Genomic DNA, 14,379 nt, shown 5'->3' on the forward strand with positions numbered 1-14,379 from the left:
GCCTTCCAGGAGTATATGGCCGTTTAGTTCCATGGCTAACTGGGTAGATCAAACCCACGAATATCAAAGAAGTTTTGCCCGGCCAACTGAGTTACTGAACGCTGTGCCGCACTCACTGCAAGACGGTCGTGGACGAAGTGACCAAATAGCCGGTGTATGGGCTCACTGAATGCTCTCGATGGTTGGTCAAACCATGCCGAGAGTAATACTACCCATAAATCTGCCTGCTCTCTTGTACCTGCGACGCGCCAGCCACGCGCAGGGTTTTTCAGCGCAGAGTACATATCGTTGGCCTCTTCGTTGACCTCCTCCAGCCAGCCCAGCTCGGCGCGCAGTTGCGCTCTTTCCTGGCTGATGGCCTGCAGGCGTTGTTCGCGCGCCTGGCGTTGCGCGGCACTTTCTCGCGAGATACCCAGCATGCCAGTCATGCTGCCCAGTGCGCCGGCGCGCAATTGGTCTTCCTCTTCGTTGAGCTGCTGCAAGCGCGCCTGGTAGGGCTTCCAGATCGCGGCCAGCCAGCGGATGTACACACGCATGTGAGCAGCAAACAGCTGCTGTTCGCGGCGCAAAGGTGCTCCAGAGAAACGGGGTTTAAACGCTTTGATCTCTGCGAGGCTGAACTGCGCTTCGCGCTCATAATGCCGGCTTAGTCCTTTGGCGCTGACTTGATCGATGTGGTCGTTGAAAACGAAGAGTTCGGCAGTGTCTGCATCTTTCTCGTACAACTGATCCAGTTCCGGAAATGGCGCTCCGGCGTGGCGGGCGGCACTGTACATTGTGTGCAGGCTAACCAATGCCAGCTCGGCGCTGGGCTTCTGCTCGCCTGGCAGCAGACTACCGCCGACATCCTCACTCACACCAGGCACCCATTTTTCTCGCCAATTTGCCTTACCACTGCCAAGCAAGCGCGCGCGCCGGTAAAAGCGCCGCTCATGAGCGGCCACCAGATGCAGCGCCTGCTTGACTCGGTCGGGTAGTGGGCCACCGTCATCAAGTACTGTTCTGAGTGGCAAGGGCAAATAAGGGAAGTCGACATGGCTACGGTCAACGCCATCGAACAGGCCGGCAAACAGAATGGTCAGTTTTATGCCCTGATAGCGATAGGCGTCACCAGCAGGCTGTGGTTCGCGGCTGAGTAATTCGTGGAGAAAGGCACGGGCCAGGGTAGCCCCGTAGTCATAGCCGTATACGGTCAACTCGATATGTTTGAGCGGAGGGCGATCGCGGAGCGACTCGATTTCTCGAATTTCCCCGCTGAGGAAATCGATTGCGCCTTGAATCCGGGTATCACCGCCGGTTTTTAGCAGCTCGGCAACAAAGCGGTTATCGCGCACCGGGGCCAAGACTTCGAGGGTGGCGTCGATAACGGCACCTTTGAGCAGGCCCATTAGTTTGAGCGGCTTGTGCAACAGCTCCTTAAGGTTGCGACCGATGCGCTCCCACCAATTACGCCTAGGGTCGAGCACATCCTTGGCCGATTCTATGGCTTGCTCCTTGGCCACATCGGCAGGTACCTCGCTGGCCGTATCGCCAAAACTGGTCACAGCACTGTTGGCGGTAACATTCAGATCGGCAGAAAAGTCTTCGCCCAGGCCAGATGCATAAAATTTGCGGTAGCTAAAAGATGCATCATCTTCACCATAGTCGGAGTGAGCCATATAGAGCTTGCCGATATTGCTGATGCGACCTGATTGCATGTCCTGAATACGATGACGACCAAAGCCGTCGAAGAAAAAACCGATACGCAGGATATGTTCGCAGGTCGTGATATGCGGGGTGGCTGGCGAGGGACGACAGCGAGCGGCCATGGCTGCCGCCTGTTCGGTGATGCGATTGCTCATGGTGTTTGCTCCTTGCTATCAGGCGCTTCCTTGAGCCCCTTATAGGGGCTGCCTGGGGTAGGGCTCCAAAACAAACGCACTTGATCGCCTGGGAAGAAGTGCACATGCAGGTACTTGTCTTGACGAGTGCGGGGCGGATTGGGTACCTCCAACGTCACGGTCTCTTTCTGCACGCCTTGGCGGACTTGTTCTCCGGTACGACCTTTAATCCACTCAACGGTCAGCACATCGCCCTCAATGCGCGAGCAGCAACTAGCGCCGCCCCCGCCATAGGCGGATGCATTACCGCCCCAGGCTTCGTTGACGGCGTAGCTGAAGATGGGCCGATCCGTATGGTTATGCACATAGAGAATGGCACCGGGCATTTGGGTGTAGGCCCAAGCCACGTAGCCAAATACCAATAGCCCAAAAAGCGCCAGGCTAAACAGGGATTTAGCGAGTGTGGGTAGCGATTTCCAGCGTTTAAGTAATACGTTTACATGCTTCACTGCTGAACCTCTTGATACGGTGCTTCCTTGAGATCTTCAAAGGGACTATCCAAATTGGGGCTCCAAAACAGGCGAACCTGGTCGCCGGGGAAGAAGTGCACGTGCAGGTATTTGTCTTGCCGGGTACGCGGTGGATTGGGCATTTCCAGCGTCACGGTCTCTTTCTGCACGCCTTGGCGGACTTGTTCTCCGGTACGTCCCTTTATCCATTCCACCGTCAGCACATCGCCCTCAATGCGCGAGCAGCAAGTAACCTTCCCACCGCCATAAGCGAAGGCATTTCCACCCCAAGCTTCATTTACGGAATACCCGGATATGGGCCGGTCCGTATGGTTATGCACATAGAGCATGGCCCCTGGCATTTGGGTGTAAGCCCAGGCCATATAAGCGAGCGCCAGCAGGGCCACGGATGCTGTGCTTAGCATGCCCTTGCGCTGCATGATTTTTTGCCAATTCACCCTTGGCTGTCCTCGTCCAGTTCCGCTTGGACCTGAGCCAGTGCCTGGCCGTCCTGTTCTACGCACTGCAGTATGACGGGCCAGTTCGGGCTCTGGCTGATGGTTTTGCCGCCCAGCAGGCTATAGAGCGCATAAAAATATTGATCAGGCTCGCGCGTCAGGCCGGCCTCCCGCGCCTGTGACAATGCTTGCCCAGCCTGGTTCAGCCGCTCACCGTGGCATTTGCTGACGAAAACCTCGGGGACGTTGGCCTGCAGCTCAGCGACCAATGCCTGGGCGTGAGGGTCAATGCCCAGCGCATCCACAAGCGGTTGGTCGAGCTCAATGGGGTGATAGGGCGGCACCTTGTTTTGCGCCAAGCCTTGCAAAGGCTGCCAGCCCTGTGACGTCGGCAACCACCACTGGACAATGGGGCCGAACAACCAGGTGTGCCAGGGTTGTTCCTGCCGTGTATGCAGGACGGGCAATACGTTGTGGGCATAACTGCGGATCAACAGTGTGTCGCCGTCAATGTTGCGGCAGACAAGGGCATCACCCAGGTGTTTCTGCAGTTCGATTATGTCCAGCCGGCTGATCAACCAACCATGTTGCGCGCTCCGAGTGAGCTGTTCATGAAGCTGTATTAAGTTGGCATACGGCTGGCCACTCAGCTCAATTAGGGCAGGGCCGTCATTGCTTAAATGCGTTACGCCCGGTTGGAGCAGCAGCGGCCAGACTGCATGCTCGGTGAAAAGGCTAAGGCGGCATTCATCAGAAAGTAGCCCAAGCTCTACCACCATTACCAGGGTCTGGTCGGCCTCCAGCGCGGCGTCCCAATCAGTGCGTGCTGCGGTTTGCTCAGTCATACAGACGCTCCTGCAAGGGTCGCGCTACCTTCACGCATGGCCTTGCGCAAGCACTCGAGACATATCCCTTGGGGCGGTGCCAGCCTCAGCCCGGCTTCGGTTCTTTCCAGTAAATTACCTGCTTGATCGCTATCCGCCTCCTTAACCTTACCCGGCCGAATCGGCGCAGCCCCCGAGCCACTTCCCGGCGCACCGCCGGAGTTGATCTTGATAATTGGGCCGACCATTGTGATGCCGCTGGCATCCAGCTTGATAAAGCTGCCGGCGGCTTTGAGGGTGAGTTCGCTGCCGGCTTCGAGTACGACTTTCTGGCCGCTGGAGAGATGGATCTCTTGGCCGGCGTTGATGAATTGGCCGGTGCCGATTTTGATGTGTTGGTTGTTGCCGACGGTAAGGTGGTCGTTGGCTTTGACTTCGCTTTTGCGGTCGGCGTGGGTGGTGCGGTGTTCTTCGGCTTTGAATTCGCTGTAACTATTGGCTTCGACGGTGTCGTGGCGTTCGTTGCCGATGCGGATTTTCTGGTCGTGCTCGATGTTCTCGTCCCAGTCACGCTCGGCGTGCAGGTAGATCTGCTCGGCGCCCTTTTTGTCTTCGATACGCAGCTCGTTATAGCCGTCGCCGCCGGGGCTGCTGAGGGTTTTGAACAGGCTGCGGGTTTTGTTCGCCGGCAGGTCGTAGGGCACCACGTGTTCGGCGTGGTACAGGCAGCCGGTGACCAGCGGTTGGTCGGGATCGCCTTCGAGGAAGGTGATCACGACTTCCATGCCGACCCGTGGAATGGCGATGCCGCCGTAGCGGTCGCCGGCCCAGCTTGAACTCACGCGCAGCCAGCAGCTGGTTTTATCGTCGGCTTGGCCTTCGCGGTCCCAGAAGAATTGCACCTTGATCCGGCCGTATTCGTCGCAGTGGATTTCCTCACCGGGCGGGCCGGTGACCACGGCGCTTTGGCTGCCGAGGATGCGCGGTTTCGGGTGGTTGAGCGCTGGGCGGTAGAGCACCGTCCAGGGGGTGGCGCGGAAGTAGTTGCGGTAGCCCTGCTGGAAGCCGTCACTGACCTCGGTATGGCTGGTGACTGACTCTTCCAGCACTTGCGGCTGCTTGCCTTCATGGCTGATTTCAGTGAGCAACCACAGGTCGTTCCAGCTGGTGCGTGGGTGCTCGGTTAGGGCGAGGAAGTGGCCACTGACCAGCAGCGGTTGGTCGCTGTCCCCCTGGGCCTGCTCGAAGTCGTGGCGATGGCGTTCCAGCGCGCGCTGGCTGAGGTGCTTGCCACGCTCACGGTCGACAAAGCGGCCGGGGTAATCGTAATCCTCTAGGTCGGGTTTGAATTCGCTCTTGGCGTCCGCTTCCATCAGCAGTTTGGGTTTTTCAAAGTCGTAGTCGCGGCGGGTCACCCGGCTGGTACGGGTTTCCACGCGCACGCCAAAACGTTTGATCACCGGGTCATCGGCGACCAGGCCGCTGTCCTGCTGGTAGGCGGTTGGCGCCAGCTTGGGGAACGGCGTTTGATCGTCGCCGAACGTCAATACATGGCCTTGCTCACTGTGCTGGAAGTGGTAGTGGATACCTTCTTCCTCGCACAGACGCTGCACAAAGTGCAGGTCGGTCTCGTCGTACTGCACGCAGTACTCGCGCTCGGGGTAGATCGAGCCGAGTTGGAATTGGTAGGCGTTGGCCTGGATGCCATGCTCTTCGAGCACTTGGCTGATGATCTTTTCCACCGTCAGGTGTTGGAAGATGCGTTGGTTGGTGCGGTGCGCCAGATAGGCCAGTTGCGGGCGCAAGGTCACATGGTAGCGGATCAGGCGTTTGCCGGACTCGCCTTGGGCAACGCGGCAGATCTGCCCATGAATACCGTTGCCGGCTTGGTTGAACGCCAGAAAAGCGGCTTGGTGCAGCAGGCTTTCCAGGTCGAGATCAGGGCGTTCGCTGACCAACTCCAGTTCAAACTCGAAGGGCTGGCTGATCGCCTCACGGCCGCTGAATTCGAGCACCTGCAGATCGTGGCTAACGCCTTCGATGCTCAGGCTGAAATGAGTCTGGTTGGCGGCGGCGAACATTCGTTGTTCCTCTTGTTTCGTCCATGAATCAAACCACTGCGCAGTTTTAACCCAGGCCTGGCCTAGGTAGCCGTGCGTACTCGTGCTTTTTCGCGATGCCTGTCAGCGTTTGGCGAAACAGGTCTCACTAAAAACGCAGCGGCCAGGACGATGCCTGGCCGGTGCGGAGCGTACGAACTCAGCCTGTATTTAGGCGGAGATCGGGGTACGCCAGTCGTCAGAACCGGAAGTGCCGGAGACTTCGTGAGTCCAGACGATTTTGCGGTAGGTGAAGTACACGTCTTCCAGGTGAGTGAAGTGAGACATGTTCGGATCCTGGCAGTTCGGCATACGCGACTGCACGTCAACGATCACGGCATCTTCCAGCTCGATGGTGAAGTAGTGCTCTTGAGTACCAGTGGAGGAAGTGCGGTACCACTCCAGACGGCACTTGTTCAAACGCTCGCCAGAGGTCAGGGAGTTGAAGATCAGCGGCGAGGATTTGTCGAAGACTTTGGTGATCATCAGCGGCTTGTGCACACGCTGGCCAGTCGGCTGGCCGGACTGTGGGTCACGCGGGATGATGACCTGGTGGTTGAAGGCTTGAACCAGAATCTGGTCTTCATGACCTTCCTGGAAGATGTTACCGACGGAATCTTCGGTGAAGGTGCCGGCGGTGATCAGGCCTTGCTTGGTGCCTTCGAGGGACAGATACGCGGGAGTTGGCATGAGTGCTTTCCTTGCCTTGGGTCATGGATCTGCAGTGATCCGGGAACCCTCCCTAAAGCGATAAGCGTGCCATTAAAATAAAACCCTTATAAAACAACGACTTATAATGGTTTACTATCAGGCTAGAAAGCGACTGTGCGGCAGATCACTTAAATCTGCGCAACTTATTGCGCAACCTTGCGCAATAAGTTGCCTGAGCGCTTACAAGCCCGCAGACAAAGGTGATTAACAGCTTACCCACACACTTACCCACAGAGCGCTGCGCAATATACTGCGCAGCGCTCTGTGTTGGTTCAAGCCTCGCGGGCGCGACGGCGGCGCTGCAACCAGACCACCAGACCAAATAGCAGGAAGCCGGGAATCCACATCAGCTCTTTGGTCATACGCTGGGTAGGCGCGCGAACTTTAAGAATTTGCTGATCGAACTCCAGCCCCGCTTCGGCGGCTGGGCTGGCGAAGGTCACGCTGTCGACCAGCACCTTGTCTCCCTCTTCATAGGTCAGCAGGCCCAGCTTCTGCAGGCGCTCCTCGCCGCTATCGCCCTCAGGCACAGGTAACAGCAGGCTGAATTCACGCGCCTCGCCTACTGCGTCTTCACCTTTGATGCGCAAGCGCAGCTGACTGCCCGCCTCAACGTCACCCAAGGCTTGCGCCAGTTGTGCCGGCGGGATGTCACGGTAAGGGTCGTGTGCCATGTCCATCCAGAAGCCCGGGCGGAACAGGGTGAAGGCCACCAGCAGCAGCATGACGTTCTCGTACCAGCGGCTGCGTACCAGGAAGAAGCCCTGACTGCCAGCGGCGAAGATCAGCATGGCCGTCGTGGCGATGATGAAGATCAGCACGCCATGCCAGAAGTCCACGTCGATCAACAACAGGTCGGTGTTGAAGATAAACAGGAACGGCAGGATCGCCGTACGCAGGCTGTAGTAGAACGCCGCGATGCCGGTCTTGATCGGATCGCCCTTGGACACCGCCGCCGCGGCGAACGAGGCCAACCCCACCGGCGGCGTCACGTCGGCCATGATGCCGAAGTAGAAGACGAACAGATGCACGGCAATCAGCGGCACGATCAGGCCGTTCTGCTGACCGAGGGTGACGATCACCGGCACCAACAGGCTGGACACCACGATGTAGTTGGCGGTGGTCGGCAAGCCCATGCCCAGCACCAGGCTGAAAATCGCGGTGAGCACCAGCATCAGCAGCAGGTTGCCCATCGACAGCAGCTCAACCAGATCGGCCAAAACTAGGCCAACCCCGGTTTGCGACACCGCGCCGACGATCATGCCGGCGGCAGCCGTGGCAATACCGATGCCGATCATGTTACGCGCACCGGCAATCAGGCCTTCACGCAAGTCGATCACGCCATCCATAAACGAGCCGTGAGCATGCGTGCCATCGGTGCGCAGCCAGGTCAGCAACGGGCGCTGGGTGAGCAGGATGATCACCAGCATCACGCTGCCCCAGAAGGCCGACAAGCCTGGGGACAGGCGCTCGATCATCAGGCACCAGACCAGCACCACCACCGGCAACAGAAAGTGCAGGCCGGAGAGTAATACAGCGCGGGTTTGCGGCAACTTGTCGAGCGGCGCGTCGGGGTCTTCGGCGGGCAACACCGGCACGCTGGCGGCAATTTTCAGCAAGCCGAGGTAAACCAGTGCCAGCAGTGCGCCGATACCCGGCAAGGCGAAATCGCCCAATGCCGGCTTGAGCCAGCCGAGGCCGTAGTACACCGCCAGCGACAGGCCGCTGATCAGCGCAGCACCGAAGGCAAAGCCGGTCAGGCGGCGCAACCACGGTTTGGGCTGATGGCCGCCAATCGGCTGCAGGCCAAGCTTGAGCGACTCCAGATGAACGATATACAGCAGGGCGATGTAGGAGATCGCCGCAGGCAGGAACGCGTGCTTGATGATGTCAACATAGGGCATGCCGATGTACTCGACCATCAGAAAGGCCGCCGCGCCCATCACCGGCGGCATGATCTGGCCATTCACTGACGAGGCCACTTCCACGGCCCCGGCCTTTTCCGCCGAGAAGCCGGTGCGCTTCATCATCGGGATGGTGAAGGTACCGGTGGTGACCACGTTGGCAATCGACGAGCCGGAGATCAGCCCGGTCAAGCCGGATGCCACCACAGCGGCCTTGGCCGGGCCGCCACGGAAATGCCCGAGCATGCTGAAGGCCAGCTGAATAAAGTAATGCCCGGCGCCGGCGCGATCCAGCAGTGCGCCAAACAGGACAAACAGGAAGACGAAGCTGGTGGACACCCCAAGGGCAATGCCGAACACCCCTTCGGTGGTGATCCACTGATGGTTGGCCAGCGCATTGAGGCTAACCCCACGGTGCGCCAAGAGCCCCGGCATATAGGGCCCGGCCAGGCTGTAGATCAGGAACAGCACGGCAATGATCGCCAACGGTGGGCCGAGCACCCGACGCGTGGCCTCCAACAGCAGCGGTATGCCAATACAGGCGGTGAGCATGTCCGCCGTAGTCAGGCTACCGGGGCGCAAGGCCAGCTGCTGGTAGAAAATAAACAGGTAGGCGGCGCTGGCGGCAGCGACCAAGCCCAGGGCGATATCCAACAGCGGTACACGATCGCGCGGCGACTTGTTAAACGCCGGGTAGGCGAGAAACGCCAGCAGCAGGGCAAACGCCAGGTGGATAGAGCGGGTTTCGGTGTCGTTGAACACGCCAATGCCGAAGACGAACGGCAGCGGCGAGGCGATCCACAGTTGAAACAGCGACCAGAGCAGGGCCAGGCCGGTGATCACCTGGGCCATTGCCCCCAGCGGGGTGCGTGCACCGACATCCTGGGCGATCAGTTCTTCAGTGGACAGTTGCTTGTCATGCATGGGTCGAACCTGCATTCGAGGGTACGGAAACGGCAAAACCCGCAGCCTCACGACTGCGGGTTTGCTGATCTAAAGAGGCTAGCTCAACTGAGCCGGCTTAAACCTGTTTACGACCTCGCGCACCAACCTAGAAGGCCGGCACGCAGTAGATCGTAATCAGATTTTTACAGCCAGCCGCGCTCTTTGTAATAACGCACAGCGCCTTCGTGCAGCGGTGCACTCAGACCAACCTTGATCATGTCTTCTTCCTTCAGGTCGGCAAATGCAGGGTGCAGACGCTTGAAGCGATCAATGTTGTCGAACACCGACTTAACCAGCTGGTAGACCACTTCCGGGCTGGCCTTGGCCGAGGTGGAGAGCACCGCCTTGCCGCCAATCGATGGCGTCGGCTTGTCGTTGCCCTTGTACACGCCGCCGGGAATATCGGCCTTGGTGTAGTAGCTCTTCTCAGCCAGCAACTTGTCGATTTCCGCACCCGTCACCGGCACCAGTACTGCATCGGTGGTGGTGGTGGCTTCCTGGATCGCGCCATTCGGATGGCCGACGAAGTAGGTCATCGCATCGATGTTGTTGTCGCCCAGCGCAGAGGCCTGCTCGGCGGGCTTCAACTCAGCCGCTAGGGAGAACACCGAACGCTCCCAGCCCTTGACCTGCATGATTTCGTCGAGGGTATCGCGCTGGCCGGAACCTGGGTTGCCGATGTTGACGCGCTTGCCTTTGAGCTCATCGAAGCTGGTGATGTTGGCGTCGCGACGCGCAAGGATGGTGAACACTTCGCTCTGCAGCGAGAACACCGCGCGGATGTCATCCATCGCGCCTTCTTTCTCGAACGGCGTGACACCCTTCATGGCCTTGAACTGGTGGTCCGACTGCATGATGCCGAAGTTGAATTCGCCACTGCGGATACCGTTGACGTTGGCCACGCCGCCGCCGCTGGCGGGTGCGTTGCACTTGATGCCGTGCTCAGTAGCGCCACGGTTGAGGAAACGGCAGATCGATTGACCGGCTACGTAATAAACGCCGGTTTGGCCGCCGGTGCCGATGGTGACGAATTGCTCTTCGGCCTGTACGGCGCTGCTCAGGGTGATACCTGCAAGTGCAGCGGACAGGGCCCATGCCAGGGATTTACCTTTCATGGGAGTTCTCCTTTTCTGTTTATTGTTTAACCGAACGCCCCTTTTGAGTGCGCCCGGATGCAAGAGTCTAACCGCTAAGGCCCAGGTTGCACGACGGAATCCCACAACACGGTTAACCAGGTATTTATTACCGCGCCGCTGGATAGGCCGCACGACCGCCTTCAACCACGGAGCAATGTGGGTCGAACCAGGCAATTAGCCCCTTCCACGGTACGATTCGATGCATTTCGATCAGCAATAGTGCTTGGCGGGTTTGCTTGCGCCGGCCGGCGTACTCGGCGGCGGCGAAGGTTAGCGGCTGCAGCGCAAAGCTCAACGACTTTCACCTCGACCACTCTGCTCAAGCTAAAGCCCACTTATGAAATCCCCTGCGCGCGCAAAAACGCCAGAAACGCCTCACGCGAGCTGTAGCGCGGACTAAAGCCGAAATCCCGTTTGAGCCGTTGGTTACTGAGCACCGGCCAGTAACGCAGAAAATCCACCTGCTCCGGGCCGTAGGGGCTCAGGCCCAGCGGCTTGAGCACGCCCAACGCGGCGCGAATCAGCCAGACCGGCAAGGCGCGATACGGTTTGCCGAGCAACTCGGCGATCTCCTTGAGCGACAACGCGCCATCGCCGGCCAGGTTGAAGATGCCGCTGCTCTGCTGACGCAAGCCCCGACACAGGATGTCCACTACATCCTGGTCCCAGATAAACACGAAGCGGCTGTCGCTACCGCGGATGCCCAGTATCGTGGACCTCTTGAACAGCTCGCTGATCGGGTTGCTCAGCCGCTTACCCAGAATGGTGCCCGGACGCAGCACCAACTGCTTGAGTTGCGGGTGCTGCCCACGCGCCTCGGCCAGCAGCAACTCGACTTCACGCCTGTGCTTGGCATAAGTGAACTGGGCATGGCCACGCAGCGGCTGGTCTTCATCCAGCCATTCGGCATTTAACGGGTCATAGCCGTAGGCCGCGCCCGAGCTGGTGACGATCAACTGCTCGACACCATGCGCCACCGCTGCCTGGATCAGCGTTTGGGTGCCGCCGACATCAATGGCATGCAACTGCGCCTCGCTCATGCCGGGTGGCGGCGCGCTCACCGACGCCAGGTGAACAACCGCCTGCGGTCGCCAGGTGGCCACGCAGCGCTTCACGGCCGCCGGTCGGCTGATATCGAGGAGCAGTGGCTCAATATTGAGCTTCAGGCCGGCACGCTTGAGTGGGCGAACGTCGGCGGCAATCAGTGTCCAATGCGGCTGCTGAATAGCCAGTTGGTTGAGCAGCTGCTGGCCGATATAACCGCCGGCCCCGGTGATCAAAACACGCATGAACCTCTCCATACGCCTCGCGCCCCATTGCCGCACAATGCTTACATTTACACAGACTGCGTCTACCCATCGTAGGCTATCCAGCGTGCTGCGGTGCCGCAGAGGTAGCACGGAGCAAACAGAGTGACCAAAGGCGCAACGCTCTCACCTTATTGAGCGTACGCCGCGTTATGCTTTGCCACTTTTTATTGGTCAGAGACAGGCTTTCGGCTGTTGGTGGCTGCGCCGAATTGGCGCCAGCCCGCGAAACCCGAACAAGACCCCACACGAGCCACCTATGCCGGCATTCAAACAACTCGTCTTCTGGCTCATCGCCCTGGCTCAACGGCACCCCGGCATGGTGGCGATTTTTGGCTTTGCCTCGGGGCTGGCGAGTTTTGTGCTGGTGGAGCGCCAAGCCGAATTGGCGCAGGTGCTGGGGCTGGTGATGCTGGTCAGCTGGTTGTGGCTGATTCTGGAGAACATCCTGCGCGAGCGCATCGCACTCTGGTTCGGCTTCGAACTGCCGCCGCCGCTGTTGCGCTATGCGACGCAGATGATCCACCAGGAAAGCCTGTTCTTCGTCCTGCCGTTTTTCTTTATCACTACCACCTGGAACAGCGGGCAACTATTGTTCAGCGGCCTGCTGGCGGCCGCGGCATTGGTTTCGATCATCGACCCGCTGTACTACAAATGGCTGGCACCCAAGCGCTGGCTGTTTCTCGCGTATCACACCTTGGCGCTATTCGCCGTGCTGCTCACGGCGCTGCCGATTATCTTCAAGCTAACCACCCCGCAGAGTTACCAGCTGGCGCTGGCTGCTGCGGTGCTGCTGTCGTTCCCGTCACTGTTTGCGATCATTACCGTGCAACGTTGGTGGCGCGGATTATTGCTGGTCGGCTTGACCCTAGCCCTCGGCGCTGGGGGCTGGCTAGCGCGTGTCTGGGTGCCGCCCGCAACGCTGTGGCTGACCGAGGTGGCGGTGACCCGTCAATTTGATAGCCAAAACCGCGCACCGGGCGCGAGCCTCAAGCAGTTGAGCGTGGCGCAACTGCGCAGCGAAGGCCTGTTCGCCTACACCGCGATTAATGCACCACGTGGGCTGAACGAGCGGATTTACCACGTCTGGCGGCACAATGGCCGTGAGATCGAACGCATCGCCCTGGACATCCACGGCGGGCGTAAAGAGGGCTACCGCGCCTGGACCCAGAAGCAGAACTTCCCCACCGATGCCGTCGGCCGCTGGCAGGTGCAGGTGCTCACCGAAGCCGGGCAGATGATCGGTGTGCTGCGCTTTCAGGTAGTTGAGTAACGGCCCTCATGACCTGATTAAGCTCTCGCGAGCTAGAGTCCTGCTAGGCAAAAAGAGGCGAGGAAGCGGAGTGTACTTTTGTACATGAGCACTCCAAGCCTATTTTTAACGCCGCAGGACCGACGCGCAGCAGATCGTTGCCGGCCGCCTAGCCGAAGAACCAGTAGCACACGCTGATCGCGGCCACGACCCCGGCAAACTCGGCCAGCAGCGCACAACCCACGGCATGCCGCACACGCTGAATACCCACCGCGCCGAAGTACACCGCCAGCACGTAGAAGGTGGTTTCCGTGCTGCCCTGCACCGTGGCGGCAACGAGCGCGGGGAAGCTGTCGACGCCCTGGGTCTGCATGGTTTCGATCAGCATGGCGCGCGCCGCACTGCCGGAAAAGGGTTTGACCATGGCCGTGGGCAACGCCTCAACAAAGCGCGTGTCCCAGCCAATCGCCTCGACCAGCCAGCGAATGCCGTCGAGGCCAAACTCCAGAGCGCCCGACGCGCGCAGCACGCCAATCGCACAAAGCATCGCCACCAGGTAGGGCAGCAGGCTTTTGGCTACGTCGAAGCCTTCTTTCGCGCCTTCGATAAACTCTTCATACACCGCGACCTTTTTCAGCGCACCGATCAGCAGAAACAGCAGGATGATGCCGAACAGGGTGAGGTTGCCCGCCAATGACGACAGCGCCGCCAGCGCCGTGGCCGACATGGTGGCCAACAGCGCCATAAACGCCCCCAGCGCCAGCGCGCCCGGCACCAAGTAGGCCAGCACAACCGGGTCCCACAAACGCAGGCGCTGCATCAGCGCCACCGACAGCAGGCCGACCAGGGTCGAGGCGCTGGTGGCCAGCAGAATCGGCAGAAACACCAGGGTTGGGTCCGCTGCACCCTGCTGGGCGCGGTACATAAAAATGGTTACCGGCAGCAGGGTCAGCGACGAGGCGTTGAGCACCAGAAAGAGGATCTGCGCATTACTCGCCGTGGTGCTGCTGGGGTTGAGGGTTTGCAGCGCACGCATGGCTTTCAGGCCGATCGGCGTGGCCGCATTGTCCAGGCCCAGACCATTGGCGGCGAAGTTCATGGTGATCAGGCCGAGGGCCGGATGGCCACGCGGCACTTCGGGCATCAGCCGTGCAAACAGCGGCCCCAGCACCCGCGCCAAGGCGTCGACCAGGCCGGCTTTCTCGGCGATGCGCAGCAAGCCGAGCCACAGCGTGAGGGTGCCAAACAGCAGCACCATGACCTCGACCGACAGCTTGGCCATGGCGAACAGGCTTTCGACCATGGCGGCAAACACCGCAGGATCATCACCCAACAACCAGCGCGACAGGCCGGCAATGGCCGCCACCAAAAAAAAACCCAGCCACAAGCCGTTGAGCATACCTATCCCCCTGTT

11 protein-coding genes and 1 pseudogene are annotated in these 14,379 nt (G+C 59.7%); 1 reads left to right on the plus strand and 11 read right to left on the minus strand.

Annotated elements, in window-relative coordinates; translation table 11 throughout:
• Positions 1-35: 35 nt before the first annotated feature.
• From Q0V31_RS05265 to Q0V31_RS05310, 10 genes and pseudogenes are all read right to left on the minus strand, one after another.
• Complete coding sequence (locus Q0V31_RS05265) at positions 36-1,841, minus strand: DUF2235 domain-containing protein (protein ID WP_298185259.1); 1,806 nt, start codon at positions 1,839-1,841, stop codon at positions 36-38.
• Complete coding sequence (locus Q0V31_RS05270) at positions 1,838-2,329, minus strand: DUF3304 domain-containing protein (RefSeq protein ID WP_298185261.1); 492 nt, start codon at positions 2,327-2,329, stop codon at positions 1,838-1,840. The genes Q0V31_RS05265 and Q0V31_RS05270 overlap by 4 nt, the downstream gene beginning before the upstream one ends.
• Positions 2,326-2,787: a DUF3304 domain-containing protein gene (locus tag Q0V31_RS05275; protein WP_298185264.1), complete on the minus strand. Its 462-nt coding sequence runs from the start codon at positions 2,785-2,787 to the stop codon at positions 2,326-2,328. Before Q0V31_RS05275 ends, Q0V31_RS05270 begins: the two co-directional genes overlap by 4 nt.
• The gene (locus Q0V31_RS05280) at positions 2,784-3,632 is read right to left on the minus strand and encodes a DUF4123 domain-containing protein (protein WP_298185266.1); all 849 of its coding nucleotides are present in this window, start codon (positions 3,630-3,632) and stop codon (positions 2,784-2,786) included. Before Q0V31_RS05280 ends, Q0V31_RS05275 begins: the two co-directional genes overlap by 4 nt.
• Positions 3,629-5,692 carry a type VI secretion system tip protein TssI/VgrG gene (gene tssI, locus Q0V31_RS05285; protein WP_298185268.1) on the minus strand — a complete coding sequence of 688 codons (2,064 nt, stop codon included), beginning with the start codon at positions 5,690-5,692 and terminating at the stop codon, positions 3,629-3,631. The genes Q0V31_RS05280 and tssI overlap by 4 nt, the downstream gene beginning before the upstream one ends.
• Before the next feature lie 189 nt (positions 5,693-5,881).
• A complete protein-coding gene (locus tag Q0V31_RS05290; RefSeq protein ID WP_090241257.1) occupies positions 5,882-6,400 on the minus strand; it encodes an Hcp family type VI secretion system effector in 519 nt (172 codons plus the stop codon).
• A gap of 293 nt (positions 6,401-6,693) precedes the next feature.
• Positions 6,694-9,249: a TRAP transporter permease gene (locus Q0V31_RS05295; protein ID WP_298185271.1), complete on the minus strand. Its 2,556-nt coding sequence runs from the start codon at positions 9,247-9,249 to the stop codon at positions 6,694-6,696.
• A gap of 164 nt (positions 9,250-9,413) precedes the next feature.
• Positions 9,414-10,385 (minus strand): TAXI family TRAP transporter solute-binding subunit, encoded by a 972-nt coding sequence (locus Q0V31_RS05300; protein WP_298185274.1) that lies wholly within the window; start codon positions 10,383-10,385, stop codon positions 9,414-9,416.
• 139 nt (positions 10,386-10,524) lie between these two features.
• Positions 10,525-10,689, minus strand: a pseudogene (locus Q0V31_RS05305) (IS5/IS1182 family transposase); the annotation flags it as partial.
• 52 nt (positions 10,690-10,741) lie between these two features.
• Positions 10,742-11,695: an NAD-dependent epimerase/dehydratase family protein gene (locus tag Q0V31_RS05310; protein ID WP_298185276.1), complete on the minus strand. Its 954-nt coding sequence runs from the start codon at positions 11,693-11,695 to the stop codon at positions 10,742-10,744.
• Between the two features lie 277 nt (positions 11,696-11,972).
• On the opposite strand from Q0V31_RS05310, the gene Q0V31_RS05315 reads away from it, so the two are divergent.
• Positions 11,973-12,986 (plus strand): DUF5924 family protein, encoded by a 1,014-nt coding sequence (locus Q0V31_RS05315; RefSeq protein ID WP_298185278.1) that lies wholly within the window; start codon positions 11,973-11,975, stop codon positions 12,984-12,986.
• A gap of 148 nt (positions 12,987-13,134) precedes the next feature.
• Here Q0V31_RS05315 and Q0V31_RS05320 read toward each other — a convergent pair whose 3' ends face one another.
• Positions 13,135-14,364 carry a spore maturation protein gene (locus tag Q0V31_RS05320; RefSeq protein ID WP_298185281.1) on the minus strand — a complete coding sequence of 410 codons (1,230 nt, stop codon included), beginning with the start codon at positions 14,362-14,364 and terminating at the stop codon, positions 13,135-13,137.
• Between the last annotated feature and the right edge of the window lie 15 nt (positions 14,365-14,379).

It is taken from the genome of uncultured Pseudomonas sp. (assembly GCF_943846705.1).
Classification (GTDB): Bacteria; Pseudomonadota; Gammaproteobacteria; order Pseudomonadales; family Pseudomonadaceae; genus Aquipseudomonas.

What these genes read in the sequence shown, in the direction of transcription:
- Q0V31_RS05265 (WP_298185259.1), bottom strand. Translation starts at nt 1,841, where the DNA reads ATGAGCAATCGCATCACCGAACAGGCGGCAGCCATGGCCGCTCGCTGT.
- Q0V31_RS05280 (WP_298185266.1), bottom strand. Translation starts at nt 3,632, where the DNA reads ATGACTGAGCAAACCGCAGCACGCACTGATTGGGACGCCGCGCTGGAG.
- tssI (WP_298185268.1), bottom strand. Translation starts at nt 5,692, where the DNA reads ATGTTCGCCGCCGCCAACCAGACTCATTTCAGCCTGAGCATCGAAGGC.
- Q0V31_RS05290 (WP_090241257.1), bottom strand. Translation starts at nt 6,400, where the DNA reads ATGCCAACTCCCGCGTATCTGTCCCTCGAAGGCACCAAGCAAGGCCTG.
- Q0V31_RS05295 (WP_298185271.1), bottom strand. Translation starts at nt 9,249, where the DNA reads ATGCATGACAAGCAACTGTCCACTGAAGAACTGATCGCCCAGGATGTC.
- Q0V31_RS05300 (WP_298185274.1), bottom strand. Translation starts at nt 10,385, where the DNA reads ATGAAAGGTAAATCCCTGGCATGGGCCCTGTCCGCTGCACTTGCAGGT.
- Q0V31_RS05310 (WP_298185276.1), bottom strand. Translation starts at nt 11,695, where the DNA reads ATGCGTGTTTTGATCACCGGGGCCGGCGGTTATATCGGCCAGCAGCTG.
- Q0V31_RS05315 (WP_298185278.1), top strand. Translation starts at nt 11,973, where the DNA reads ATGCCGGCATTCAAACAACTCGTCTTCTGGCTCATCGCCCTGGCTCAA.
- Q0V31_RS05320 (WP_298185281.1), bottom strand. Translation starts at nt 14,364, where the DNA reads ATGCTCAACGGCTTGTGGCTGGGTTTTTTTTTGGTGGCGGCCATTGCC.